Annotated in this window: 20 protein-coding genes; 14 read left to right on the plus strand and 6 right to left on the minus strand. The window is 60.8% G+C overall.

Going from position 1 to position 22,598, the window contains the following annotated elements; translation table 11 throughout:
- Positions 1 to 21 precede the first annotated feature (21 nt).
- From AKN84_RS13620 to AKN84_RS13630, 3 genes are all read left to right on the plus strand, one after another.
- Positions 22 to 1,011: a SphA family protein gene (locus AKN84_RS13620; RefSeq protein WP_128970750.1), complete on the plus strand. Its 990-nt coding sequence runs from the start codon at positions 22 to 24 to the stop codon at positions 1,009 to 1,011.
- Between the two features lie 74 nt (positions 1,012 to 1,085).
- Positions 1,086 to 1,529: a cupin domain-containing protein gene (locus tag AKN84_RS13625; RefSeq protein WP_050421277.1), complete on the plus strand. Its 444-nt coding sequence runs from the start codon at positions 1,086 to 1,088 to the stop codon at positions 1,527 to 1,529.
- Between the two features lie 51 nt (positions 1,530 to 1,580).
- Positions 1,581 to 2,855: a spinster family MFS transporter gene (locus AKN84_RS13630; protein ID WP_050421206.1), complete on the plus strand. Its 1,275-nt coding sequence runs from the start codon at positions 1,581 to 1,583 to the stop codon at positions 2,853 to 2,855.
- A 13-nt stretch (positions 2,856 to 2,868) separates the two neighbouring features.
- On the opposite strand, the gene AKN84_RS13635 is transcribed toward AKN84_RS13630, so the two are convergent.
- From AKN84_RS13635 to AKN84_RS13645, 3 genes are all read right to left on the minus strand, one after another.
- Positions 2,869 to 4,368: a carboxylesterase family protein gene (locus AKN84_RS13635; protein WP_128970751.1), complete on the minus strand. Its 1,500-nt coding sequence runs from the start codon at positions 4,366 to 4,368 to the stop codon at positions 2,869 to 2,871.
- Entirely contained in the window at positions 4,365 to 5,000 is a 636-nt protein-coding gene (locus tag AKN84_RS13640) for a MarR family winged helix-turn-helix transcriptional regulator (RefSeq protein WP_128970752.1), read from the minus strand. Before AKN84_RS13640 ends, AKN84_RS13635 begins: the two co-directional genes overlap by 4 nt.
- A 219-nt stretch (positions 5,001 to 5,219) precedes the next feature.
- Entirely contained in the window at positions 5,220 to 6,944 is a 1,725-nt protein-coding gene (locus tag AKN84_RS13645; protein WP_157863292.1) for an amidohydrolase, read from the minus strand.
- 140 nt (positions 6,945 to 7,084) lie between these two features.
- On the opposite strand from AKN84_RS13645, the gene AKN84_RS13650 reads away from it, so the two are divergent.
- From AKN84_RS13650 to AKN84_RS13660, 4 genes are all read left to right on the plus strand, one after another.
- The gene (locus tag AKN84_RS13650) at positions 7,085 to 7,648 is read left to right on the plus strand and encodes a hypothetical protein (RefSeq protein ID WP_050421210.1); all 564 of its coding nucleotides are present in this window, start codon (positions 7,085 to 7,087) and stop codon (positions 7,646 to 7,648) included.
- A 26-nt stretch (positions 7,649 to 7,674) separates the two neighbouring features.
- Entirely contained in the window at positions 7,675 to 7,827 is a 153-nt protein-coding gene (locus AKN84_RS45185) for a response regulator transcription factor (RefSeq protein WP_128970753.1), read from the plus strand.
- Positions 7,828 to 7,986: 159 nt separating this feature from the next.
- The gene (locus AKN84_RS13655; protein WP_157863293.1) at positions 7,987 to 9,153 is read left to right on the plus strand and encodes a nitrilase-related carbon-nitrogen hydrolase; all 1,167 of its coding nucleotides are present in this window, start codon (positions 7,987 to 7,989) and stop codon (positions 9,151 to 9,153) included.
- A gap of 30 nt (positions 9,154 to 9,183) precedes the next feature.
- A complete protein-coding gene (locus tag AKN84_RS13660) occupies positions 9,184 to 10,554 on the plus strand; it encodes an amidase (RefSeq protein WP_050421212.1) in 1,371 nt (456 codons plus the stop codon).
- Positions 10,555 to 11,104: 550 nt separating this feature from the next.
- On the opposite strand, the gene AKN84_RS13665 is transcribed toward AKN84_RS13660, so the two are convergent.
- From AKN84_RS13665 to AKN84_RS13675, 3 genes are all read right to left on the minus strand, one after another.
- Complete coding sequence (locus AKN84_RS13665) at positions 11,105 to 12,106, minus strand: ATP-binding cassette domain-containing protein (protein ID WP_244485079.1); 1,002 nt, start codon at positions 12,104 to 12,106, stop codon at positions 11,105 to 11,107.
- A gap of 133 nt (positions 12,107 to 12,239) precedes the next feature.
- The gene (locus tag AKN84_RS13670) at positions 12,240 to 13,427 is read right to left on the minus strand and encodes a thiolase C-terminal domain-containing protein (protein ID WP_050421213.1); all 1,188 of its coding nucleotides are present in this window, start codon (positions 13,425 to 13,427) and stop codon (positions 12,240 to 12,242) included.
- A gap of 11 nt (positions 13,428 to 13,438) precedes the next feature.
- Positions 13,439 to 14,998 carry a class I adenylate-forming enzyme family protein gene (locus AKN84_RS13675; RefSeq protein WP_050421214.1) on the minus strand — a complete coding sequence of 520 codons (1,560 nt, stop codon included), beginning with the start codon at positions 14,996 to 14,998 and terminating at the stop codon, positions 13,439 to 13,441.
- Positions 14,999 to 15,139: 141 nt separating this feature from the next.
- Here AKN84_RS13675 and AKN84_RS13680 point away from each other — a divergent pair, with 141 nt between their 5' ends.
- The 7 genes from AKN84_RS13680 to AKN84_RS13710 all read left to right on the plus strand — a co-directional run bounded on the left by AKN84_RS13680 (position 15,140) and on the right by AKN84_RS13710 (position 21,969).
- Positions 15,140 to 15,772 carry a TetR/AcrR family transcriptional regulator gene (locus AKN84_RS13680; RefSeq protein ID WP_128970756.1) on the plus strand — a complete coding sequence of 211 codons (633 nt, stop codon included), beginning with the start codon at positions 15,140 to 15,142 and terminating at the stop codon, positions 15,770 to 15,772.
- Positions 15,773 to 16,050: 278 nt separating this feature from the next.
- A complete protein-coding gene (locus AKN84_RS13685) occupies positions 16,051 to 16,581 on the plus strand; it encodes a cupin domain-containing protein (protein ID WP_050421216.1) in 531 nt (176 codons plus the stop codon).
- Between the two features lie 119 nt (positions 16,582 to 16,700).
- A complete protein-coding gene (locus tag AKN84_RS13690; protein ID WP_157863294.1) occupies positions 16,701 to 17,555 on the plus strand; it encodes a fumarylacetoacetate hydrolase family protein in 855 nt (284 codons plus the stop codon).
- A gap of 413 nt (positions 17,556 to 17,968) precedes the next feature.
- Positions 17,969 to 19,606, plus strand: coding sequence for a carbohydrate porin (locus AKN84_RS13695; protein ID WP_157863295.1), 1,638 nt, complete (start codon positions 17,969 to 17,971; stop codon positions 19,604 to 19,606).
- A 67-nt stretch (positions 19,607 to 19,673) separates the two neighbouring features.
- Positions 19,674 to 20,570, plus strand: a complete 897-nt coding sequence (locus AKN84_RS13700) for an autoinducer binding domain-containing protein (protein WP_050421219.1) — start codon at positions 19,674 to 19,676, stop codon at positions 20,568 to 20,570.
- Between the two features lie 151 nt (positions 20,571 to 20,721).
- Positions 20,722 to 21,360 (plus strand): acyl-homoserine-lactone synthase, encoded by a 639-nt coding sequence (locus tag AKN84_RS13705; RefSeq protein WP_050421220.1) that lies wholly within the window; start codon positions 20,722 to 20,724, stop codon positions 21,358 to 21,360.
- Between the two features lie 54 nt (positions 21,361 to 21,414).
- Positions 21,415 to 21,969, plus strand: a complete 555-nt coding sequence (locus AKN84_RS13710) for a hypothetical protein (protein ID WP_050421221.1) — start codon at positions 21,415 to 21,417, stop codon at positions 21,967 to 21,969.
- Positions 21,970 to 22,598: the final 629 nt, after the last annotated feature.

Consider the following 22,598-nt stretch of genomic DNA (forward strand, 5'->3'; position numbering starts at 1 on the left):
ACAACAAAACGAGGAGGGCCAATGAGAGCAGTGAAGATCGGCATCGCCGTCGCGGGAGTCATTGCCGCGACGCCGGCGAGCGCATACGAGTTCGGTTATTCAGGATACGCCTCGCTGCCAGGCGTCACTGTGGGAGGCGCGACCGCCGGTGCGCCGCCGCCGGGCGTCTACATGTTCAATCAGGTCGGTGTGACAGTCGCCAACATCGTTGGCCCAGGCGCGCCAAACATCAACGGCAACGCGACCCCGGTCCACGTCTCGGGCGCTGCCACCGGGCTGTTGTGGGTGCCGGGCTGGACGTTACTTGGGGCGACTTATGATGCGGTCATCGTGCAGCCGTGGTTTGCGGTCGATGTCGGCAATCCCGTCGATGCGCATCCCGTCGGCTTCCACAACACCTACTTCGTACCAGCCGAGCTGAGCTGGAAACTTGGCGACAGCGGTTTTTTCGCCAAGGCGGGCTTCGGCTTCAACGCGCCCAACGGCAACATCTCAGGCGCCAACGGTCTTGCCGGTATCGGCAATCCGTGGTGGACGTTCCAGCCAGAGTTCATTGTGTCCTATCTGAAGGATGGCTGGAACTTCACCGCCAACGTGTCGCGTGAGATCAACACCAAAAACTCAATCACCGACTATCACACCGGCGACATTGTGCATGCCGAGTTCACTGCCACCAAGGCGATCGATCGGTGGACGGTTGGCCCGGTTGCCTTCTATGTCGGGCAGGTGACCAACGATACGTCCAGTGCGTTCTACAAGGGCGCCATCAACTCCAACAGGTATGACGTCTGGGCCGTCGGGGGCCTGGTCGGCTACAACTTCGGCCCTGCCCAAATCACGGTGTGGGCGCTCGACCGGGTGTCCGCAACGACGTCGGGCGGAACGGCCGGCCCGCCGGGAGTGGATACCGCTGCGATCTCGAAAGGCTACACGGTTTACGGACAGCTCAGCTTCCGCCTGTGGGGGCCCGAGAGTGCCGCGCCGTCACGGTTGCCGCTCGTCCGCAAATAACCATCGTCCGGCGCATGCCGCGAACGATCGCGGCTGCGCCGGCACAATCCTGCTCATCACCCGAGGACATCAACATGCTTTCCGAGACATTTGGCATCACGCCGGGCAACGCCGGCCTCGACAACATTTCCTGGAACATCCTTGGCCAGACCTATGTGCCAAAGCAGTTCACGGATCGTTCATTCGCTTGGCATGCGACACTGCCGCCCGGGGCTTTCGTGCCACCGCACATTCATCCGACCCAGGACGAGTATCTGTATCTGCTGGAGGGGCGGCTCGATGTCCTGCTCAATGGCGCGGAGGCGGTTGCGGCGACCGGAGATGTTGTCCGCCTGCCCATGGGGCTTCCCCACGGCATCTTCAACAGGTCCTCCGGCGTCGCCAAGGTGCTGTTCTGGGTGTCTCCGTCGCGGCGCTTGTTCGATCTGTTCAAAGGCCTCCATAACCTCACCGATCCCGATGCGGTCGTGGCGCTATCAGCGCAGCACGAGGTCAATTTCCTCCCGCCTGCGTCGTGATGGCGGGCGAGGCATGCGGCTACCGAGGTCACAAGGAGAGGAACGTTACCGATGAGAACCTTTCGGGCTGGCGACTGGGGTTTCCTGGCGCTCCTGATGCTGGCCTCCTGCCTCAATTTCCTCGATCGGCAGATCTTCTCGATCCTCATTCCGGCAATGAAGGCCGAATTGAATCTGTCAGATACCGAACTCGGCGCGCTGTCGGGGCTTGCCTTTGCGCTGTTCTATTCGGTGCTCGGCGTGCCGATCGCGCGGCTTGCCGATCGCACTGATCGTGGCCGCGTGCTTGCGGCGGCTGTTGCATTGTGGAGTGCGATGACCATGCTGTGCGCAGCCGTATCCGGCTTCTGGCAACTTGCGCTCGCGCGCATGATGGTCGGTGTCGGCGAAGCGGGCGGCACGCCGCCCTCGCACGCGCTGCTTGCCGAGCGGTTCGCGCCCGAGCAGCGCTCGATGGCGATGTCGCTGGTGGCGCTTGGCGTGCCACTCGGCATCCTGTCGGGGTTATTGCTCGGCGGCTTCGCCGCCCAGGCCCTCGGGTGGCGCTGGGCCTTCGTTCTCGCCGGGCTGCCGGGCCTCGTGCTCTCGCCGCTACTGCTGTACTGCGTGCGTGATCGACGCCGCTTCGACGGACGGTGGGGCGGGGCCGACACGGACGTCGGGGTCGTCTGTACCTTGCGTGCCCTTTGGTCGATAGCAAGTTACCGCTACCTGTTGGTGGGGGCGGTTCTGTTTGCGCTCTCCAGCTATGGCCTTACGCAGTGGCTGCCTTCGTTCCTCGTGCGCAGCCACGGCTTCGACATTCGCGGCGCGGGCCTTGTGCTTGCTCTGTTGCTTGGTGTCGTCGGCGGCCTCGGGACATTCAGCGGCGGTCTCGTCGCGGATCGGCTGGTGAAATTCGACCGGCGTTGGGCGTTTTGGTGTCCGGCCGTGTCGATCGTCCTGTTTGCACCGTGTCTCGTCGCCGCGATGCTGGCGAGCTCAACGTCGGCCTTTCTGCTGATCGCGGCCATTCCAGTCTTCCTGAACTTCACGACGATTGGCCCGACCTACGCGATGGTGCAGCAGTTCGCTGCGCCTCAGCAACGCGCGATCGCCGCGGCCTTCACCCTGCTTGTGATCAACCTGTTCGGGCTTGGCGTTGGCCCGCTCGCAGTCGGTCTGATCGCAGACCTGCTGTCACCCAAGGGCGAAACAGACGCGCTGCGTCATGCGATCATCATCGTTTCCGCCGGAGGCGGCCTGCTCTCGGGCGTCGCCTTTCTCAAAGCGGGACGTTTGCTCGGGCGTGGCGAGGCGGGCATGGCGGCGCTGCAACGCGCGTAACGCCCACGCGTCGCTATGGTTGTTTGCCCGCGCGCCGCTGTCGCAATAGGTCGAACACGGTCGACCTCGGGTAGGGGCCAACGTTGGGACGTTCGCCGAAATGCATCACTGAGGTATGCTCGTCGAACGAAGGCCAGTGCAGAGCGGCGCCGCCATTGGGGTCGCCGGCGCGGGCGAAATTGATCCAGTAATCCTGCATCGACTGCGATAGCGCCGCGTCGGTGGCGTCGTAACCGCCGTCGCCTTGCGGCAGGCCGAACACGTAAGGGATTTCGTAGGTGTGATTGGCGCGTCGGTCCGCGGCGCGGTTTTTCGGCGCCACCCGGCGGAAGTGGTAGACGTAGCACCGCCGTCCCAGCGCGCGCAGCTGCGCGGCCATTTGATAGGCGCGCTCGACGAAGAAGAAGTCAGCGAGCAGGTTGCGCATACCTTCGCGGGCGCCGGCACGGGTAAGCGGTGAGGTCTCGCGAAACACCTTGCGGGCGCCCAGCCCGAGCACTCCGAGCGACATGCCGAAATACTTCATCCGCTCCGCGCCGAAGGCGTTGGCGAAGAAAATACCCTCGTTGGCATTGGTACCGAGCAGCACTGGCACTTCGGCGATACCGGCCGAGATATCGCTGGTGTCACTGCGCGGCAGCAGCGCGGTCGGCGTCGGCCACCAGCGCAGACCGCGCTCAGTCTCGCGGAACTTGAATGCCATGGTTTCGATCAGCTTGCTGCCGGGCATGTCCCGCATCTCGGCCAGGGAACGGGCTCCGAGCGCCTTTTGATACGCGAGACCTACGCGCAGCTTCGTTTCCAGTGTCGGCTCTGCAGCCTCGCCGAGCGCCGACGATCCGAACCCGCCGCTCTGCAAGATGGCACGGTGGAACAGCCCACGGGCCGCCGGCATCTCCATCAGACAGCGTACCGCTGCGGCGCCGGCGGACTCGCCGAAGATCGTGACATTGCCGGGATCGCCGCCGAATGAAGCGATATTGGTCTTGACCCAGCGCAGCGCGCCGAGCTGGTCGAGCAGGCCATAGTTGTTGGTAGCTCCGGCAAGGTCAGCCGCCGCGAGCTCCGGGTGGGCGAGAAAGCCGAGCGGTCCGAGCCGGTAGTTGAGCGTGACCAGCACGACGCCGCGCGCCGCAAACTGCGTGCCGTCATACCCGCTTTCGCTTCCCGAGCCGCTGAAGAAGCCCCCGCCGTGGATCCAGACCATCACCGGCGTGGCGGCTCGCGGCCGCGCTGGCGCCCAAACGTTGAGATAGAGGCAGTCTTCGCTGGTTGTGGAGGCACGCTCCGGCGAAATGGTTAGCTCCTGCGGCAGCGCCGGCTGCAGGCTTGCGGAGCCAAAGGCGCCGGCGTCACGCACGCCGGTCCATGGGTCGACCGGTTGCGGTGCGAGCCACCGTCGCACGCCGATAGGCGCCTGTGCGTAGGGAATGCCAAGGAACGAACGCACGGCGCCTTGATGCAGCCCGCGGAGCGCGCCCGTGGGAGTTTCGACAACACTCAAGTCCATCATTCGACCACCAGGAGTGCCCCGGCTTCCTCGTCCACCTCGCTGAGGTCGGTGGCGCGTGCAAGGCCACGATGGATTGTTCCGAGACCGAGGCACATCAGCTGCGCCGCGCCCTCGGGCAGGTCCTGGCAGGCGATCCGATTGACGCGGTCGGCGATCGGCCAGAGTTTGTCGAACAGTTCTCTACCTTTCTTCGACAGGCTCAGGCGCATAATGCGCATGTCCTGGTGGTCGGCGGTGCGTTCGATCCAGCCGGCGCGGATCATCTGCTCCATGGAGCGCGAAAGCGTGGTCGGATCGATGGTGGCGTATTCGGCGACCTCGGTCATCGTGATTCCCGGTCGCACTTGCACCGCGAGAACGACGCGCCATTCGGGCACTCGCACGCCGAGAGGCCGGAACTCGCGGGCCAGCAACCGATCGCGCCGACCCATGATCTGGGTGATCCAGAAAAAAACGTGACTATGTGCAACCGGCGCCGGCGGCGATTGCGGCTGGCCGTCGTCGAGTCCATTAAGTGGCGGTAGCGCGTCGATTGCGCTCGCAGCATCGGCTGCGGGCAGGCGACGAACCGATTTTTCCCTTGGCATCCCGCCGTCCCCGTCTTGTTCAGTCTCAAGATCGGAAGATGGCAAATATAACTTGCAAATGCAATAAAAATGCTAACTCTGCTGGTCGCTGCCTTTTTGATCGTGTCATCGAGATACTCCGAAAAGCCGGCGCTCAGATCGTGCATGTGCTGCGATCGAAGTCCCGTGATCTTCGGTCGTCATGGCGATATAACTTGTGATCACAAGAAAGTTGCCCATGCCGTTCGGGAATCCTCGATATCTCGGCAATGGAAGTACGACTTGCTACCTCGTCTTGCCGGCTGCGAAGACCGTTTGTCCGCCGACGATTGTTCTGAGCACCTGGATTTTAGGCAAGTTGTCGACCGGCACTTCAAACGGATCTTCGTCCATGATGGCGAAATCAGCATGGCTATCCACTTTGATCGAACCGATGCCATCCCATCCGAGAACCTCGGCGGCGTCCTTGGTGAACATCCCGATCGCTTCGGCGCGGCTGATCGGCTGGGTGCGGTGCAGGTTCTTTCTACCGGATCCGGCAAGCTCGCAGGTCTCGGCGAGCTGGATCTGTTCCAACACGCTCTTGGGGCCCCAATCAGTTCCGCCGCCGACCTTGATTCCATGATCGAGCAGGCGCCGGAGCGGAACCAGATCGTTCAGAGCATGCTCGCCGATCCGCTCGCAATACAGATCTCCCTTGCCCCAGTGAAATCCCTTGCTGGTGGTGCAGCACATTCCGTATTTCGACATGTTGCGGGCGCTGTTTTCGTTCACCAGGATGGCATGCTGGACGATCCATCGCTTCAGGGCCACGGCTTCCTGTACGCCGAGCTTGTTGATGGTGCTGAAGAAGTCATCGAAATCCGGCGGGGTCGCCAGCAGCGCGCTCAGCCGCACGCCTGTTTCGGCGCAATAGCGCACGACCGTCTCTTCCACGCGGCGGGGCAGAAATTCCAGCCCATAGGTCTCGCCGCCGAACGGAGCCTTGATCGGCTCATACATGCGGAGGAAGCCAGGATTGCAGGGGCCCGTTCGACACAGCAGAACTCCCTCGATGCGCAACCAATCGTCGGTGAGCGTCGTCGATGCCCGCATGAAGTCGATCAGATCGCGGATCTGCGTGTCCGAGGGCTGGAAGTGAACGTTGAAGGCCTGGTCGGCAACGTCGAGTCCGGCGAGGACGCGGCATGTCAGCTTGCCGTCCCGACGGAGCGCCTGGTACGCGGCGAGTTGGTCGGGAGTCATCGCGTGAATCTCGAAAATGCTGGTCACGCCGATGCTATTCATCTCCGCCATTCCGGCCTGTGCGGCCACCGGCCAGAGCGCGGGCGGTGGCGGCGGGAGCTTGCTCAGGATCTGAAGCCACAACGGATCGCGCGTGTAATAGTTCGTGACGGCGCCCCGGAGAATCCCGGTCACACGATCTTCGGAATCTCGATCGATCCAGACGTCGCACACGCGTCTCGGAAGCACTTCGGAAATGCCGAGCTGACCAAGCGCCAAGCTGTTGAATGCGACCATGTTCGGCTGTTTGGGCGCATAGGCCTGAATGAACACCGGATGCTTGTCGGTCGCCTGGTCGAGCTGCCAACGGTTGGGAAGCGTACCTTCGGGCAGGTCGCGGTAGGACCGGCGGATGTAATAGTGAGCTTCGCCGACCGGCGTGCAGAAGATCCATTCTCCGGGCGGAGTCGACGCCGCGCGAGCTCTTATTCGCGCGATGATATCGTCGTGGGACTGCGCATCGCTCAGATCGACTGCGGCGATCGTCAGGGCCGCGAAATGCATGGAATGCGGGTGGGTATCGATGAACCCCGGCAGAATTGTCGCCCCCTCAACATCGATACGATCAATGTTGGGCTTCGCCACCTTTTCCAGATCGGCAAGTGTGCCGACGGCCGCTACTTTTCCGTCGCGGACGAAGATGGCTTCCTGGGGCGGCGTCCGAAAATCACAGGTCTGGACCCGCCCGCCATGCATCAGGAATGTGTTTGAATGATTATTCGACATGTTGTCCTCCGTTTCCGAAGTCTCGGGCGAACGAGACGTTTTGACGAAACTGCCGGAGCGCCACATGGTTGCCAATCGTCCTTCGGAGTGACGATTGTGCGGTACGAGCGTGCTTTGACGATTGGATGCGGGGGAGGGGAATGATCATGACCTTTGGGGATGTGAACAGGCGCGCGTCATCGGGAATAACGGAGGAGGCCCACGTCGCCTCGCAGCTCGGCTCAGCTCGTGTGCTCGCTGAAGCGTTGACTTTCTTCGAGCGAACGCTGCCAATTTCGAGCAGTTGTTTCTATTGGATTAATGCGGAGTCCCATGCTGTCCACCTGCAGTTACGTGAGCTGGACGCGGTTTGGCTCAACGCGTATCGAGAGGAATTTCACCGCTACGATCCGCTGCATCCGCGCCGCTGGCGCGCCGATTGCGGGCGCGTGACGAGCTTCGATGGAACGTTGAGAACCACCAACTGCGATATCAGGAACTACATCGACAACTTTCTGCTGCCGCAAAATACCCCGTACCAGGCGGAGATTTATTTCTGGCAGCGTGATCGCATGATTGCCGGCATTTCGCTGCTACGAACCAGCGATCTCGGCGCTTTCGGGGCCGACGAAATCCAGTTTATCCAATCGGTCCTGCCACTCGTCGATCTCTCGTTTTCCCTGTTGCCGGAGGCGCGCTGCCAGACAGCATCGTTCAGAAGCTGACGCAGCGTGAGGCAGAAATCGTGACAATGGTGGCGGCCGGCGGCAGCAACAAGCTGATCTGCCGCAAGCTCGGGATTGAGCTTCCTACCGTGAAAACTCATCTGAAGAGAATCTTTCAGAAGGCCGGCGTTGGCTCGCGCACCGAACTGATCAACAAGCTCTACCTGGCCAGTCACTGATCTCGATCCGGCCGCTTTCGATGTCATCCTTGCGGGTGATGTCTTGCCTGTCCGCTTGTCGCTAATCTTCACCTGAAAAGGGTTGGGGCTACGATGACAGGTACTGCGGATTGCATAGGCGATAGCGTGGTCACGACTACGGAGGCACCCCGTCGCCCTGTGCCGCCCTATCTCGCGGTGGGATTGTCGACCATCGTGACAGGCATCGGCGCACGCCGTCACATCAGGCGAAATTTGGAAACCATTGAAGAAGCCATTCACGCGGCGATTTCGGTCTGTGGGATCAATATGCCAGTGAAGCTCATCGCACTTGCGGAAGGAGCGCTGACAGGCTTCACCGACGAGATCTTCGACGTCCCTCATGTTACGGCCGCCCAAGATCTCTTCATCGACATTCCGGGTGAGGAAACCGAGCATCTGGCCCGTCTCGCCCGACACTACGGGGTCTACATCATTGCGCAGTGCAAGGCGCGGTGGCCCGAAATCATGCGCGACCGCTTCTTCAATACCCTGTTCGTGATTTCGACGGCGGGGTTGGTGATCCATAAGGCAGCAAAGAACCATGTGTGGTGCCGTGAGCGAAGCTGCACTCCGCATGACGTCTACGACCGCTGGGTCGAGCATTTCGGAAATGGCCTCGACGCGTTTTTTCCTGTGCTTCGGACGTCGGACATCGGCAATATCGGCACCATCTGCTGTTCGGATGGTGAATATCCCGAAGCCGTACGGGCGCTTACATTCAACGGGGCGGAAGTCGTTTACCGTCCGTCGGAAGCGATGCCGATGACCGGAAGCGGTTATCCCGGTGGCGGCTCCTGGATGATCCAGAATCGCGCCCATGCCGAGTTCAATTCGGTCTTTATGCTGTGTCCCAATATCGGCCCCGTCTATTTAAGTCCAAGCTCGCAGCACCCGATTGATATTGCGGGCGGCAACAGTCACATCGTCGATTATCGCGGCAACATCCTTTCGTATTCCGCGTCCTCGGCGAACACGATGACCTGCGCGGTTATCGACGTCGAGGCGCTACGGCAGTTTCGGGCGATGAACCTGAACAGCAACTGGTTGAAGGACCTGAGGACCGAGCTGTTCCGCAAGATGTACGACCGTCCGATTCATCCCTTGAACCTCTGGATGTCGGAGGACCCGGTGCATCATGCGGCGGTCGACGACATCTATCGCCGCAATATTGAGACGTTGTATCGCGATGGCGTCTGGGAGCGGCCTGCGGTCCAGCACGGTGGTGCAGCTTACCAGTCGAGTGATTCTTCGCCTCCTTGGGAGGCATGGGATAGAGCGAAGTCCTTATGGCTGCCCTGGAACTGATCCGTTTGGCGTTTGTTAGGAGCATTTTCGATGAAGCGTGCAGAGTATGCGGCGTTTGACGCGATCGGACTAGCTGAGCTCGTGCGGGCGGGCGAGGTGACGGGTGCGGAGGTTGTTTCGGCGGCGCTAGATGCCATCAATCACGTCAATCCGACCATCAAGGCGATCATCGATCCTGTGGAGCCGGCGTTGTCGTGTGGGATGGTATCAGCCGACGGCCGATTGGCAGGCGTTCCGTTCCTGCTCAAGGACCTCGGCGTGTTTCGGGCGGGTGCGCGGTCGGAGGCGGGTAGCGGCTTGTGCCGGGACTTTCGGCCACCATTCACGTCGACCCTGGTTGAGCGTTACGATCGGGCGGGGCTCATCTCGCTTGGCAGGACCAAGAGTCCGGAGTTCGGCTTCAGTCCGACCACCGAACCGCGACACCATGGGCCAGCTCACAACCCGTGGAATCTGGCTTACTCGCCTGGTGGATCGAGCGGTGGGGCTGCGGCGGCGGTCGCCGCCGGCTGTGTGCCGGTCGCTCACGCCAACGACGCGGGAGGCTCAATTCGTATCCCGGCGTCCTGTTGCGGTCTCTTCGGGTTGAAGCCGAGTAGGGGGCGTGTGCCGGTGGGACCAGCTTTTGCGGAGGCTGTCTGTGGGTTGGGTGCAGATCACGTCGTCTCGCGATCCGTGCGAGATTCGGCACTGATACTCGATCTCACACGGGGCGCGGCTTCGGGAGATCCCTATGGCATTGCAAGGACCATCTCGAGTTATCTCGGCCATATCGAGAGACCACTTGAGGAGCTTCGGATCGGTCTTTGGCGCAAACCGTGGTCGGGCGTGGAGTTGGCGCCCGACGTCGCAAAAGCTTTGCAGGCCGCGGCGAACCTCTGTACGCAGCTCGGTCACCATGTGGAATTCGTCGAGCCCGACTTCGGGGTGCCGTGGGATTCGTTTCTTGACGCGAATGCCACGATTTGGTGCACCAATCTCGCTGCTCTGATTCAGTTTTTCTCTCGCCTCATGCGCCGTCAGATCGATTCCGAACATCTGGAAGAGCAAACGCTCGTAGCATACGAGTATGGTAAGCGACGCTTGGCGACCGACATGCTTGCTGCGGCCAATGTCTTCAATGCGGTATCCCGTGCCATCGGTACGGCGTTCACGCAGTTTGATGTTCTGTTATCGCCTGTCATGACGCGGACGACGCCGCTTCTCGGCCAGTTCGTGAAATTTACCTCCGAAATGAGTGCGACCGATTGGTGCCGCTGCATATTCGATCAGCTGCCGTTTACGCCGTTGTTTAACGTCACAGGAGGGACCGCAGCGTCCGTTCCGTTTGGCCAGGATCAGCACGGTCTACCCATCGGCATCCAGATCGGCGCGACGTCGGGAATGAAGAGGTTCTGTTGAATCTTGCCCGACAATTTGAAGAAGCCGCGCCTTGGGCGGGTATGCTTCCGAAGACGCACGTAGCCCATTGACAAGATATTTGGTTCGAGGCCAGCACGTCGTTCTAAGTTGGCCTCCGGCTCGACCCCGGAGTCTGCAGGCGGGACGCCAGTAGAGTTGGTTCAAATTAGCCGGGATTGGAGCGGGAGTTTAAATCGTTTGATCCGTTAGAAAGCCGCTTGTGCAAGACGTGTGCACCGGGAAAGCAAGAAAAATCTCATCATAGCCAAAGCGAGTAGGTGCTCCGCCCGAAAGCCGGCTGCCTCAGTTGATGAAGTCTATCGCCAGTTCCGACGTAGGGCTGATTGTCGAGTGCCGACGAGGAACCCAGCTTACGGAGGTGAAAGCGCTACTCCCCCAGTCCTTTATCGCGCTTCGCACAGCTCCGCTGGTTGAGCCGGTGAGCGTCCCAGTGGGAGTTTTCTCATTGCAGCCGTGGCCTTTTATCCGATTTGTTGCGGTAGCAGACCGGTCCGCAGCCGACTGAACTCATTCAAAATTTTGGTTGCTCTTAGAGCCACAAGACCTCCTTCCGATAGTTGAGATCGAGCAGCAACTGGCTCGCCGGGCCTTCGTGGAACGCGGTCCCGCGTTCCAACGCGAAGACACGGTCGGCGAGGGCCAGCACCAGATCGAGATTGTGCTCGACGATTACGATCGAGATCTTCTCGCGCAACCGATCGAATACATTGAACAGATCGAGGATCACGGCCGGCGCCAGGCCCTCGAACGGCTCATCCAGCAGCAGCAGCCTGACATTGCCCGACAGGGCGCGCACGACCGCGACCATCTGCTGCTCGTCGCCGGAGAGGTAATCCGCCGCGACGTCCATGCGCTGCTTCAGCCGCGGGAAGTGATCAAGGATGTCGGCTTCGCTCCAGACCACGCCGCGATTGCCATCGGTGGTGCGGGCGAGCCGGCCGAGCGACAGGTTCTCGTGCACCGTCATGCCGGCGAACAGGCCGCATTCTTGCGGCACGTGGCCGATGCCGAGCCGCGCGATATCGGGCGCCGCGAGGCGCGAGATGTCGCGGCCGTCGAAGGCGATGCTGCCCGAAGCCGGCGTCACGAGACCCGCGAGCGTTTTGAGTAGCGTCGACTTGCCGGCGCCGTTGTGGCCGAGCAGCGCCACGATCTCATGTTCACGCACGTCGAACGTCGCGTCATGCAGGATGTGGCTCTTGCCATCGAAGCTGTTGACGCGATCGACGCGCAGCAGCTGCGTCGCGTTCATCGCCGTATCGAAGTTGCAGGCGTGCTCGACCGGCGGGATGCCCGAGCCGGTGTAGATCTGCTGAACGCGGCGGTCGCCGCGCACCGCGGCCGGCGACCCCGTCATCAGCACTTCGCCCTGTTTCATGACCGTGACATTGTGCGAGAAGCCGAGCACCCGATCGATGTCGTGCTCGACGATCAGGACCGGGACTTTTGTCGCCACCGACTCGATCAGGTTCGACACCCGTTCGCGTTCGGCGGCAGCGAGCCCCGCGAGCGGTTCGTCGAGCAGCAGCACCTTGGGCTTCGAGCCGAGCGCGATATTTGAGTTTCGCGGGGATTAAATCATGTCACTGAACGTGGTGTTCTAACTTGTCAGGGTCGAATAGTCCGGCTGTCGAGCCCGAATGTAAGCCCGCTCGTCAACAGTCTCATCCTTTCTGCAAGATGTGTACGAAACCAGCGCTGCCCAGGCCGGCGTTCTGTTGCAGCCCGGTGCAAGCACCCTCAACCTGGCGGGGACCGGCCCGGCCGCGGAGTTGCCACGTCAGCTCCGCGATCTGGGCCAATCCAGTCGCCCCTAGCGGATGCCCCTTTGACAAGAGACCACCAGAAGGATTGACGACCATGTCTCCTTCATAGCTGCCGCGGCCCTCGAGGATGAAGCGTTCGATCTCGCCGTCGGAACAAAAGCCAAGGGCTGAATACATCAGTGCCTCGTTGCTGGTGAAGCAGTCGTGCAGCTCGACGACGTCAATGTCCTTTGGTCCAACTCCGGCAGTCTCGTAAGCTTTGTCCGCAGCGTCCTTGCCGAGCGCACGGAACATCAGATCCAGTGGGTTGCCTGCAAAATGTTCGCTGCGATCGCTCGTCCATCCAGACCCGATAACACGTACATTTGTCGGCAGACCGTGCCGCGCCGCGAATCTGGGGCCGCACAGAACGGCAGCTGCTGCCCCACAGCTCGGTGGGCAGGCGAATAGCTTGCGAAGGCCTCGGAAGAGCAAGGGGCTCGCGAGGACTTCATCTTCCTGCAGCGGTGTCCGGAACAGCGCATAGGAATTAGCTGCGGCGTGACGGCGCGCCTTAACGGCAATCTTGGCCAACGCTCGATCGCCGACTCCACACTGGTTCTGCAGCAGCTCGACCTGACAGCCAAAGAGCTGGATCGCCGGTGGTCGTGCGCGGTCGTTGGTGCTGAGGCTCATCATCTCTGCGACGCGGCTCAGATGCGGGCCGACCGGAGTGGGACGATCGCCGAATACGACATCGAGTGCGCCCGGAGCCATCTGCTCAAATCCGAGCGCAAGGATACAAGCGTCCGGCTCGTTGCGGACTGCCTCGACAGCAAGCGCAAAGGCGGTTGAGCCACTTGCGCAGTTATTGTTCACGTTGACGATCGGGATTCCCGTTGCGCCAAGGTGGCCAAGCGCCGCTTGGCCAGCGCAACTATCGCCGTACACGTAACCAGCATAAGCTCGTTGCACGTTGGCATAGACGACGCCGGCGTCCTCCAGCGCAGCGCCTGCGGCTGCCGCACCCATAAGATCGTAGGTCTGGCCTTGACCGGGCTTGGTGAAGGGGATCATGCCAACCCCCGCGATCAGGACATCAGTCATGCTGCTCCACCTTAATTCACTGCGCGCGTGCGCCCGTGCCAGTAGGCTGCCCTCAGCTCAGCCTTGAGCACCTTTCCGGCCGCGCTGCGCGGCAAGTCATCGACAAAATCCACGCTCTTCGGTGCTTTCACGCCGCCAAGAGCCCGCTTGACCAAGGCAATTAATTCGGCCTCAGTTGCTTTGGCTGCAGTTTTCAGCTGGACTACAGCCTTTACGGCTTCGCCCCACTTTTCATCCGGGACTCCGATAACAGAGCAGTCTTGCACGGCCGGGTGGCTGGTCAGGATCTGCTCGATCTCGTTAGGAAAGATGTTGAAGCCCCCCGAGATGATCATGTCCTTCTTGCGGTCGACGATCGTGACGTAACCGTGCTTGTCCATCACGCCGACATCGCCGGTGTGGTGCCAGCCAAACCGGCGGATAGCCGCCGTTGATGCAGGGTCCTTGTAGTAGCCAGGCGTAACGAGAGGCCCGCACACACAGATCTCGCCGGGGCTGCCACGCGGCTGCTCTGCGCCGTCCTGATCGAGGATGGCGACCTTGTTCCAAACGCCAGGCCGTCCGACGCTGTGCAGGCGCTCCAGGTCGATTTCGCCGGCTGCGTTCAGATAATCCCATGGTGCTTTGAGGCAGATCGCGGCCGGACATTCCGCCTGACCGAACGTCTCGGACAGTACCGGCCCGAATACCCTTATGGCTTCCTTCAGCTTCCCCAGAGAGGAGGGGGCCGCCGCCACCAGCAGATGCCGCAACGACCCATAGTCATGTCGGCCAAGGTCAGGGTGCGCCAGCAACATGTAAAGAACAGTCGGCGGAAGGAAGAGATGCGTGATGCGGTGGTCCTGAATCGCCGCGAGAATGGCGCCGGGATCAGCCTTTGCCATGATGACGTTGCATCCGCCCCGACTGAAATGCAGGCAGCCGAGAATGCCGGCCGAATGCGTCATCGGAGCCACGACAAGATGCCGCGCGCCCTCGTAGTAACCGAAGTGGCTCATGAAATTGCTGAACATAGCCGCGATATTGCGATGAGTAATCATCACCCCCTTCGGCTGACCGGTTGTTCCGCCTGTTGGGAAGATCGCAAACATGTCGTCGGGCGAATATTCGCTGCTGGGGACACCCGCCTGGTCCTGACTCGTCCAGGCCTCGAGCGAGGGGCCAAGCAGGCTCTCGCCGTCGAGGCAGACTGTGGCGCGCAATTCAGGGACTTCAGAAACGAAGTGTTGCGCGTCCTGTTCGTGGACTTGGCTGAAGAACAGCAGCTCACCGTCAAAGCGTCGCAGCAGGTCGGCGTTAACGGCCGGCGGATTGCGGGGGTTAAGCGGAAGCCAAATTGCATCGGCGCGCATTAGTCCGATCAGTGTCACGAATGCAAGGCTGCTATTTGGCGCCAGGATGCCGATTTTGACGCCCTTGCCAAACCCATGACCTCGAATTGCGGCGGCGAGCAGCCGCCCGCGATGATCGGCCTCTCGGTAGGTCAACGATCCCCCGCCGGCGAGATCGTGGAAGGCAACGGCGTCCGGATAATAGGCAACGCCCTGATCGAAATGGTCGATGATCCGCATGGCTATTCGCTTCACACAGGAGTGGTTCGAGGAATGGTACGATTGACGATATATTTGTACCGGATTGGATTTGTCAACTTGGCTCTGGGATGATCGCAGGATGTCGCGCTATATCGGGAAACCCAGGTGAGGAGAGATGAGATGAGCCCAAATACGCGCCGGAGCGAAGACCGACAGCTCCGGCGCCACGAGAAGATCCTCGATGATCTCGAGGTGATTTTCCTTACCGAGGGCTTCCAGACTCCGACCGTTGACGATCTCTGTGCGCGACTCCGGTGTTCCAAGCGCTCTCTGTACGAAATCGGCCGCGGCAAGCCCGAGCTCTTTCTGGTGGTTTTGCGCCGCCTGCTCGATCGGATTCGCCGGCGCGGCATGCGCGCTGCTCTCGAGAATGAAGATCCGCAGGCCCGTATCCTCGCCTATTTGCAGCCGGGCATCAGCGAGAGCTCCCGAGCGACACAGCAGTTCAACGAGGAATTGCGAGCCTTCGAGCCGGCTCGTCGGATGCTTGAAGAGCATCAACGGGAGCGGGTTGCAGTGCTACGTGATCTCATTGAGGACGGCATTCGTAAAGGGCACTTCCAGCCGTTGCACGCGCACCTGGCTGCTGAAGTCTATTTCGCCGCCGCAAGGCTCATCAATCAACCCGAGGTGCTTGCCGCGGCCGGGCTCACGATGAGTGAGGCGTTCGCCGAGCTTCCAGCTCTCCTCTTCCAGGGTCTGTTCAAACGCGAAAATGCGGCGCCGCGGGGCGAGACGCCGAAAAAGCGCTAATCGGAAGATACTAGCCCAGAGGCAAAGACTGGAAACGTGGTGCCGACTCAAGGGCACTGCACGCTATCGCTGCCGCACGCCTGCAGAACAAAACTTGAGCGAGCTACTTGACAAATCGCTTGGTACGAAAATAACGTAATTCGTACCAAATGGCATGGCGAAGCAAGCTGGTGCCGATAGGGAGGCGGAATGGCGCAGCCGGCCGACGGTTCGCCATGTCGGTCAACTGTGTCCGGGGATCTCCCTTCGGTGGTGCTGCCAATAACAGAGGAGATTCCATGAGACGCATCATTGTCGGAAATGATCAGGGCGGAAAGTCAGACGTGCTGGCCGTCGACGATCTGTCAACCTTGCCACATCTTGGCTTCAACATTTTTGGCCGCGATCTATGGATCACGCACGAGACGCCGGCTGATCTTTCTTCGTCTCGGGACCCCACGCTCAATGCTCCGGTGCGACACGAGCCGCCAGATGGAGGCACGATCTTTCGTATCGTTCGCTTTGCGCCCAGCGCACAACCGCTTTCGGCTGCGGACGTGGAGGCGATGCATCGATCAATCCAAAGCGTGCACGTGCCGTCAAAGGACGAGATGGCAGCCGCAAAGCACAGCTCCATGCACAAGACGGATACCTTGAACTATTTCATGATCGCTTCGGGACGGGTCTGGATGTTGACCGAAGGGCAGGACGTTCTCCTCCAGGCCGGCGATGTGATCGTGCAGAACGGCGGCATGCACGGCTGGCGCAATGACGGCCCCGATGAATGCGTTTTGGTCGGAGTGCTTGTCGATGGGAGGGCCGCGGCGTGAAACTCGTCACCTTCACTGCCGGGGGCTCCCGGTCGGTCGGAGCTCTCTTGGCTGACGACCATGTTGTCGACTTGACATCGTCGACCAGAGCAGACCAGCGAGGCAGGTGGTTCTGTTCGATGCAGGAGATGATTGAGGGAGGCACTGAGGCACTTCGTCTCGCGGAGCAGATCCTTAGCAATCCGCCGCGATCAGCCATTCTCCCGTTGGTGGAAGCGCAACTTCTTGCTCCACTGCCGAGACCGGTTCGCATGCGTGATTGCAACCTGTTTACGGAGCATGTGGAACGCTTCTTTGAGCGCAAGGACCAGCTCGAAGCGGAGGCTGCTGCCGGTTCAGAGCAGGCGGCAGCTCAACTCGCCGTAGCCAAGCGGATGCGCTTTGACCTGCTGCTCAAGCGGTTGACCTATTATACGGTCGATCCGCTGTCCGTGTCGGCTCACGAAGAGGATATTGAGTGGCCGGCCTATTCAAAGGCCGCCGACTTCGAGCTGGAATGGGCCGTCGTCATCGGAAAACGAGGCAAGGACATTCCGCTCGAAGCGGCGGCAGGCCACATTTTCGGTTACACGATCTTCAACGACTGGAGCGCAAGGGACGAACAACTGATCCACATGGAAATGGGGATCGGGCCGGGCGGCGGCAAGGATTTTGACGGAGCCAAGACTCTCGGGCCGTGTATTGCCACTCCGGACGAGTTTCGCGACCTCTCCGACGTCCGCATGATCGCGCGGGTCAACGGCGAAGAATGGACCAACCGGTCCTCCCGGCATATGCGCTTCACGTTCGAGCAGGCAATCGTGGAGATGAGCCGCTCTCGCACGATCTACCCCGGCGACATCTTTGCGTCAGGCACGGTGCTCGGAGGCAGCGCCGTCGATCATGGACGATCGCTCAAGGATGGCGACGTCGTCGAGCTCGAGGTTGAAGGCATAGGGGTGCTGCGGAATCGCGTGCGAATGCGGCACGGCTAGTCTGACCGATCGTGATGTTCCTGAATTCCACGAGGACGAAGCCGAGGGAGGACAATCAATGGATTGACCAGCGGGGGAACAATGGCGATATGCCGAAGGCCACCTGATCTGCGGTGCATTCGGTGTAGCGTGGGCAATCTCCGGTCCAGATCGCGATCGGGGCGGGAAGCAAGGCGGCATAAGCACAAGTAGTGCTTGCAGCATGACATGATTGCCGGCGAGGGCGCCGTCGTGTCACGGATCACGCTGCAATCAAGCAGCCAATAGAAAACGACCATCTCACCAACGGTGATTCCGGTGGCGAGGATAGCTGCGCCTTTGTCTGCGAGGCCGAGCGACCCATCCTGATGAATTCCCGGGCGCTGCGAGGCTTTACAGGAAAACGACAAAAACATTGTCAAGGGGAGGAGAGAATGCATTCAGAACGCATCGTAAGTACTCGAACGGAAAGAACGGTCAACGGGGGCGATCTCCGTCTGTATTGGCGGAGAGTGGTTCGCTCGGGTTGCCTCGGCCTGGCGTTGCTTGCCGTCAATGGCGCGTCGGCTCGCGCAGGGTCCTCAGAGCAAAATGCAAAGGAGGTCGCATCAGTCACTTACAAGCAAAAGGCCGTTGGTCCAAATGGGAGAACGGTCGATGATACGAAGCGCGCATCGCCGCAAATCAAATCGCCCGTCGCACGAAACCCTAATGCGAAGATCGCTGACGCGATGCGTGAGCGCGAACAGTTGAACGAGCTGAATAAACGCTATGGCGTAAAGGGCTGGAACATACCGTTTCCTTCCTATGCCGACTCCCTTCTGCGCGACGAAGGCGGTTGGCGGTCGGCATTGGCGTCAGCAGGCTTTGGCCTGCAGGTCTACGACCTCGGCATCTTTGAAAGCAATATGCTGGACACGCCGCGACATGTGCCAGGCTACTTCCCGCCCTGTTCCCGCTACTCCCAGGCGACCGGTGCACTGTGTGCGGGCAACCAGACCTATCTCGGTCAACGTCCGAGCTACATTAATGAGACGATCGCCTGGCTGACCTACGATCTGAGCCGCTGGGGCGTGCCCGACGGGCAATTGATGGTGGCCGGGCTGTACAGCACGGGTAACGATGTCGGATACCTTCCCAACACTCTCCAGCTCTATCAGCTGGCCTGGTATCAAACGCTCTTCGACAAGCGGCTCGAGATCAAGTTCGGTTACGTAACCAACACCACCGAGTTCATGGGGACTTTCGTCGGTTCGAATCTGGCCAGTACATTCGGTCCAAGCGGCTCAATTCCGGTGCAGCTGGGGCTCTCGATTGTGCCAACTCCAAGTTTCAGAACGACCTGGCACATCACCGATACGATCTATAATCAAGCCGCCGTACAACGCAGTCTCCCGATCAACAGTGTGACCGGCAATGTCGTGTTCGACGAAACACTGACCAACCCTTCAGGGTTCAACTGGAGCGGACCGAGGGGAACCGGGGAGCTGTTCATTGACGAGATCGGCTATAAGCGGCCGGCGAGCCCCGGAAACCCGCAAACCTGGTTGCGGCTTGACGTCCTCTACAACAATTCGACCTTCCGCGACTTTTCACATCTTCCGGGCAATCCGTTCGCAACACATGCTGGCAATGTCGGCGTGACCTTCCTGGCCGACCGGCAACTATGGCAACAGGATCCGTCGTCACCGCTGACGGCGCACCGCGGCATCTATGCGGGCATGTCGTTCATGTACGCGCCACCCGAGACGACGGGCATCTCTCAATATTATGAGGGCCGAGCGTACTGGATCGGACCGTTTGACAGCCGCCCAACCGACATGTTCTCGGTCGTCACGGCTCGAAACGTCGTCAGCCATTATCTGGCGGACGCTACCAACCAATTCTCAGGCCTTACCGGAGCGTTTGCGGCGCGGACCTCCAATTCAGTCACCGCGACATACACTGCGCATCTCATGCCCGGTCTCTGGGGAACAATCGGGGTAGGCTATACGGATCATCCAAGCCTGGCGTACTTCAAGACCGAGGGGCCCTCTCTCAATGTGCTCGCATCCCTGCTCGTAAACATGTAGCAGCGCGTCACATGAAGCCATCGATTGGATCGTCGGATCGCGATCCTCTCGATGGAGAACGCATCCATTGCTGGAGCAGGCCGGGGTGTGGGCCGCTGCTTGCGGCGCCGGATGGCGAAAGCAGCTCGTTTGGTCCTGTGGCATGCTTCGTGTTTCTCCTTATGGCCGGCTGGCCGATGCCTCGATGATAAAAGCAGTGAACCGGTCATTTCAGGAGTTCGTCGATGCAATCTGGACGGCAGACGACGAACAAGGGTTCGAAAGTGTCGCAAGGCGCGTGACCCGGCGCCTCGGATTCCGATGGTTCGCCTATCTGCAGATCGCGAACCAGGCGCCCACGCTCGTTTCCTCCTATCCAAAGGCCTGGACCAGCCGATACTTTGAGCTCGGCTATCAACAGCTTGATCCCGTTGTGCGTCGGGCTCGTCACGAAAACGATGTTTTCTGCTGGGGGGACGGTACACCGAAGCCCGCGGGAACAAGGCAACAGCGCAACTTCTTCGACGAGGCCATGACGTTTGGTATCAGGTCCGGCGTCACCGTCCCGATCAAGGGTGGCTTTGGACGGATGGCCGCGTTCACTCTCGCAACTGACGAGCCGGTTGCCTCGACAAGCCGACTGGTCATCGATGCGAAGCTCGCAGTTCACCTTGTGGGCCTCTATTTTCACACCCACGCGGTCGCCCGACTGCGAAGGCCAACGCAGGGCAGCAGCGTTCTTACCCAGCGCGAGCGCCAATGTCTTGCCTGGGTCGCACAAGGCAAGACTGTCGCGGATATCGCCGTACTTGTTCAGATATCGCGCCGCACAGTCGTATTCCATCTCGAGAACGCCCGGCGCAAGCTGGATGCCGCCACAATCGCCCAGTGCGTCGCGAAGCGCTGCGCCGGGGATTGTTGCCCTGAGTTCATTGCGAGCGGTTGGAATAACAACCCACATCTAAGCAGACCTCTCGTCTGCTGAAGAGGTGTCCTCGATTGCTGAGCTTGGGCTTATCTTTGCTAAAAGTGGCCTCGGCTTCCATTGGATCGGCTTTCGACCTGCAAGATTCGACAGGCGCATGGTCTGTGTACCTCTGGTTCTGTGACCTCCTGTTATCAATCAGGAGGTCACCATGCATGTCGTTGCTCTCCGTCATCATCAATTCGGGCGGCATCTCGATCTACTTGCGGCGATGTTTCGTCTTCGCCGGCGGGTGTTCAAGGATCGGCTCGATTGGACTGTGTCTGTATCGGGCGAGTTCGAAATGGACATCTATGATGCTCTCAACCCGACCTATCTTCTGATTACGACCGAAGAGCGGGACGTCGTGGCATCCGTCCGGCTGCTGCCGACCACGGGGCCCACCATGTTGGCCGATACGTTCCCTTCTTTGCTGGGAAGCCAGCCGGTGCCGCGAAGTGACCAGGTCCTGGAGAGCTCGCGGTTTTGCGTCGACACAGCTCGCGCTGCCGGATCGACAGAGAGCGGGCTCAACCGCACGACTTTCTTGCTCTTTGCGGCCATGATCGAGGGGATGCGGGCCGCGCAAGCCGATGCGATCGTGACCGTCACCGACGTGCGCATGGAACGAATTCTTCGGCGCGCTGGATGGCCGCTGGAGCGGATCTCGACGCCGCAGAGGATTGGCCCAACCATGGCATTGGCGGGCTTGCTGCACAATTCCGATACTGCACTCGCTGCAATGTACAGACAGGCAGTTGTTGAGGGGCCCGTGCTTAGGGAGGAGCCACTGCCTCTCGCCGCCGCGTGACCAGGATACATTCTGCTTCTATGGGCCATCCGGTGCATTTCCTGGATCAATGCGATGCTGGCAGATCCGCGGCGCAGCCGTCTGATCCTGATCAATCCCGGGCGTACCAGACCCGGGACAGTATCGGTCGACCGCGTTGTAGACCGACAGGAGAGCCTTGCACTCCTTCCCGCAGTGTTTCAGGTGTTCAGCATTACGCTCAACCTCGTCGGAGAGCACGAGCCTTCGTGGGCCGGCCAGATTCCTGGTGTTGTCACGATACCTGACGCGGATCCTCTGGAGCTGTGGCACGATGCGCGGTTTATCGCGAGCCTGACAACCTCGAATACCAGTCTGCTATTTTTGGGCGGAGCGTGGCTTGAGGAGGACGTGCTCATCGCCGCGCTCGGGGGCGCAACGCTCGGTTACGACGTACGAATACTTGCCGATCTCTCCATGGCGCGCCTGGAGGCGGACCGCCAGCTTGTGCTCGATCGTCTTGCGCTGCACGGAATTCTGACAACGACGCTCCGCCAGACCCTGCTTGAATGGGCGGTATGCCTTGGTTGTCCGATCGCAAGGCAGCACGTGCAGCAGCTTCTGATCGATCCAAGGACCGAGCTGTCCTAGTGCATCCGCCAGCCGGACGATGCTGCGATGGACTCGCGTCCCCGTCAAATCGCCGCGCGATCAACGTGACGTCAGCACTCTCGTAAGAGGCGAGATCCGCTCTTTGCGCAGATGGCCTGCAGGATGAGAGCATCATCCGTTTGGAAGAGGTGGTTGGGAGGGCACCAGGAGCCTATTGGCATTGAGGCTGGCGACGCCCGCAAGCAACCAGGCTTGCGGGCCGGGCTCTCGTGAACCGAGCCCGTCCGCGGTCTCGGCCTTTGGCGTCGATCCCTGGCGCGAACTTCGTGCGCGCGCTCGACGTGGCGACCGGGCGCGGCATCGAGCGCACTGGTCGACCGAGGTCGCTACGCCGTCACAAGCGCTTCTTGGCGAGCCGGCCGCATGCGCCCGGCGCATTTTGTAGCCCGCGGACCGCGGGGTGGGCGGTGCTCCCGTGTAGCCCCGAACCGACAGGCCGCAACCGCGCCATTTCAAGGCAGTCTGCGACGAGTGCTTGCATGGCGCGGTCCTCCGCTGCCGCTCCGGCCGTTCCGGTGCTGCCCGCCTCCTGAGTTCGGGGCTTTCCGGTCGCTCTTCGCCGCCCACCCCGCCTTCCGGGGGCAGGGCGCGGAAGAAGGACGAACGGA

It is taken from the genome of Bradyrhizobium tropiciagri, assembly GCF_001189845.1.
Classification (GTDB): Bacteria; Pseudomonadota; Alphaproteobacteria; order Rhizobiales; family Xanthobacteraceae; genus Bradyrhizobium; species Bradyrhizobium tropiciagri.

Bases quoted from the DNA above. Each gene is read 5' to 3' on its own strand.
- AKN84_RS13630 (WP_050421206.1), top strand. From the start codon at position 1,581: ATGAGAACCTTTCGGGCTGGCGACTGGGGTTTCCTGGCGCTCCTGATG.
- AKN84_RS13670 (WP_050421213.1), bottom strand. From the start codon at position 13,427: ATGACTGATGTCCTGATCGCGGGGGTTGGCATGATCCCCTTCACCAAG.
- AKN84_RS13635 (WP_128970751.1), bottom strand. From the start codon at position 4,368: ATGATGGACTTGAGTGTTGTCGAAACTCCCACGGGCGCGCTCCGCGGG.
- AKN84_RS13660 (WP_050421212.1), top strand. From the start codon at position 9,184: ATGAAGCGTGCAGAGTATGCGGCGTTTGACGCGATCGGACTAGCTGAG.
- AKN84_RS13650 (WP_050421210.1), top strand. From the start codon at position 7,085: ATGATCATGACCTTTGGGGATGTGAACAGGCGCGCGTCATCGGGAATA.
- AKN84_RS13625 (WP_050421277.1), top strand. From the start codon at position 1,086: ATGCTTTCCGAGACATTTGGCATCACGCCGGGCAACGCCGGCCTCGAC.
- AKN84_RS13710 (WP_050421221.1), top strand. From the start codon at position 21,415: ATGCTGGCAGATCCGCGGCGCAGCCGTCTGATCCTGATCAATCCCGGG.
- AKN84_RS13695 (WP_157863295.1), top strand. From the start codon at position 17,969: ATGCATTCAGAACGCATCGTAAGTACTCGAACGGAAAGAACGGTCAAC.
- AKN84_RS13645 (WP_157863292.1), bottom strand. From the start codon at position 6,944: ATGTCGAATAATCATTCAAACACATTCCTGATGCATGGCGGGCGGGTC.
- AKN84_RS13690 (WP_157863294.1), top strand. From the start codon at position 16,701: ATGCAGGAGATGATTGAGGGAGGCACTGAGGCACTTCGTCTCGCGGAG.
- AKN84_RS45185 (WP_128970753.1), top strand. From the start codon at position 7,675: ATGGTGGCGGCCGGCGGCAGCAACAAGCTGATCTGCCGCAAGCTCGGG.
- AKN84_RS13705 (WP_050421220.1), top strand. From the start codon at position 20,722: ATGCATGTCGTTGCTCTCCGTCATCATCAATTCGGGCGGCATCTCGAT.
- AKN84_RS13620 (WP_128970750.1), top strand. From the start codon at position 22: ATGAGAGCAGTGAAGATCGGCATCGCCGTCGCGGGAGTCATTGCCGCG.
- AKN84_RS13680 (WP_128970756.1), top strand. From the start codon at position 15,140: ATGAGCCCAAATACGCGCCGGAGCGAAGACCGACAGCTCCGGCGCCAC.
- AKN84_RS13675 (WP_050421214.1), bottom strand. From the start codon at position 14,998: ATGCGGATCATCGACCATTTCGATCAGGGCGTTGCCTATTATCCGGAC.
- AKN84_RS13685 (WP_050421216.1), top strand. From the start codon at position 16,051: ATGAGACGCATCATTGTCGGAAATGATCAGGGCGGAAAGTCAGACGTG.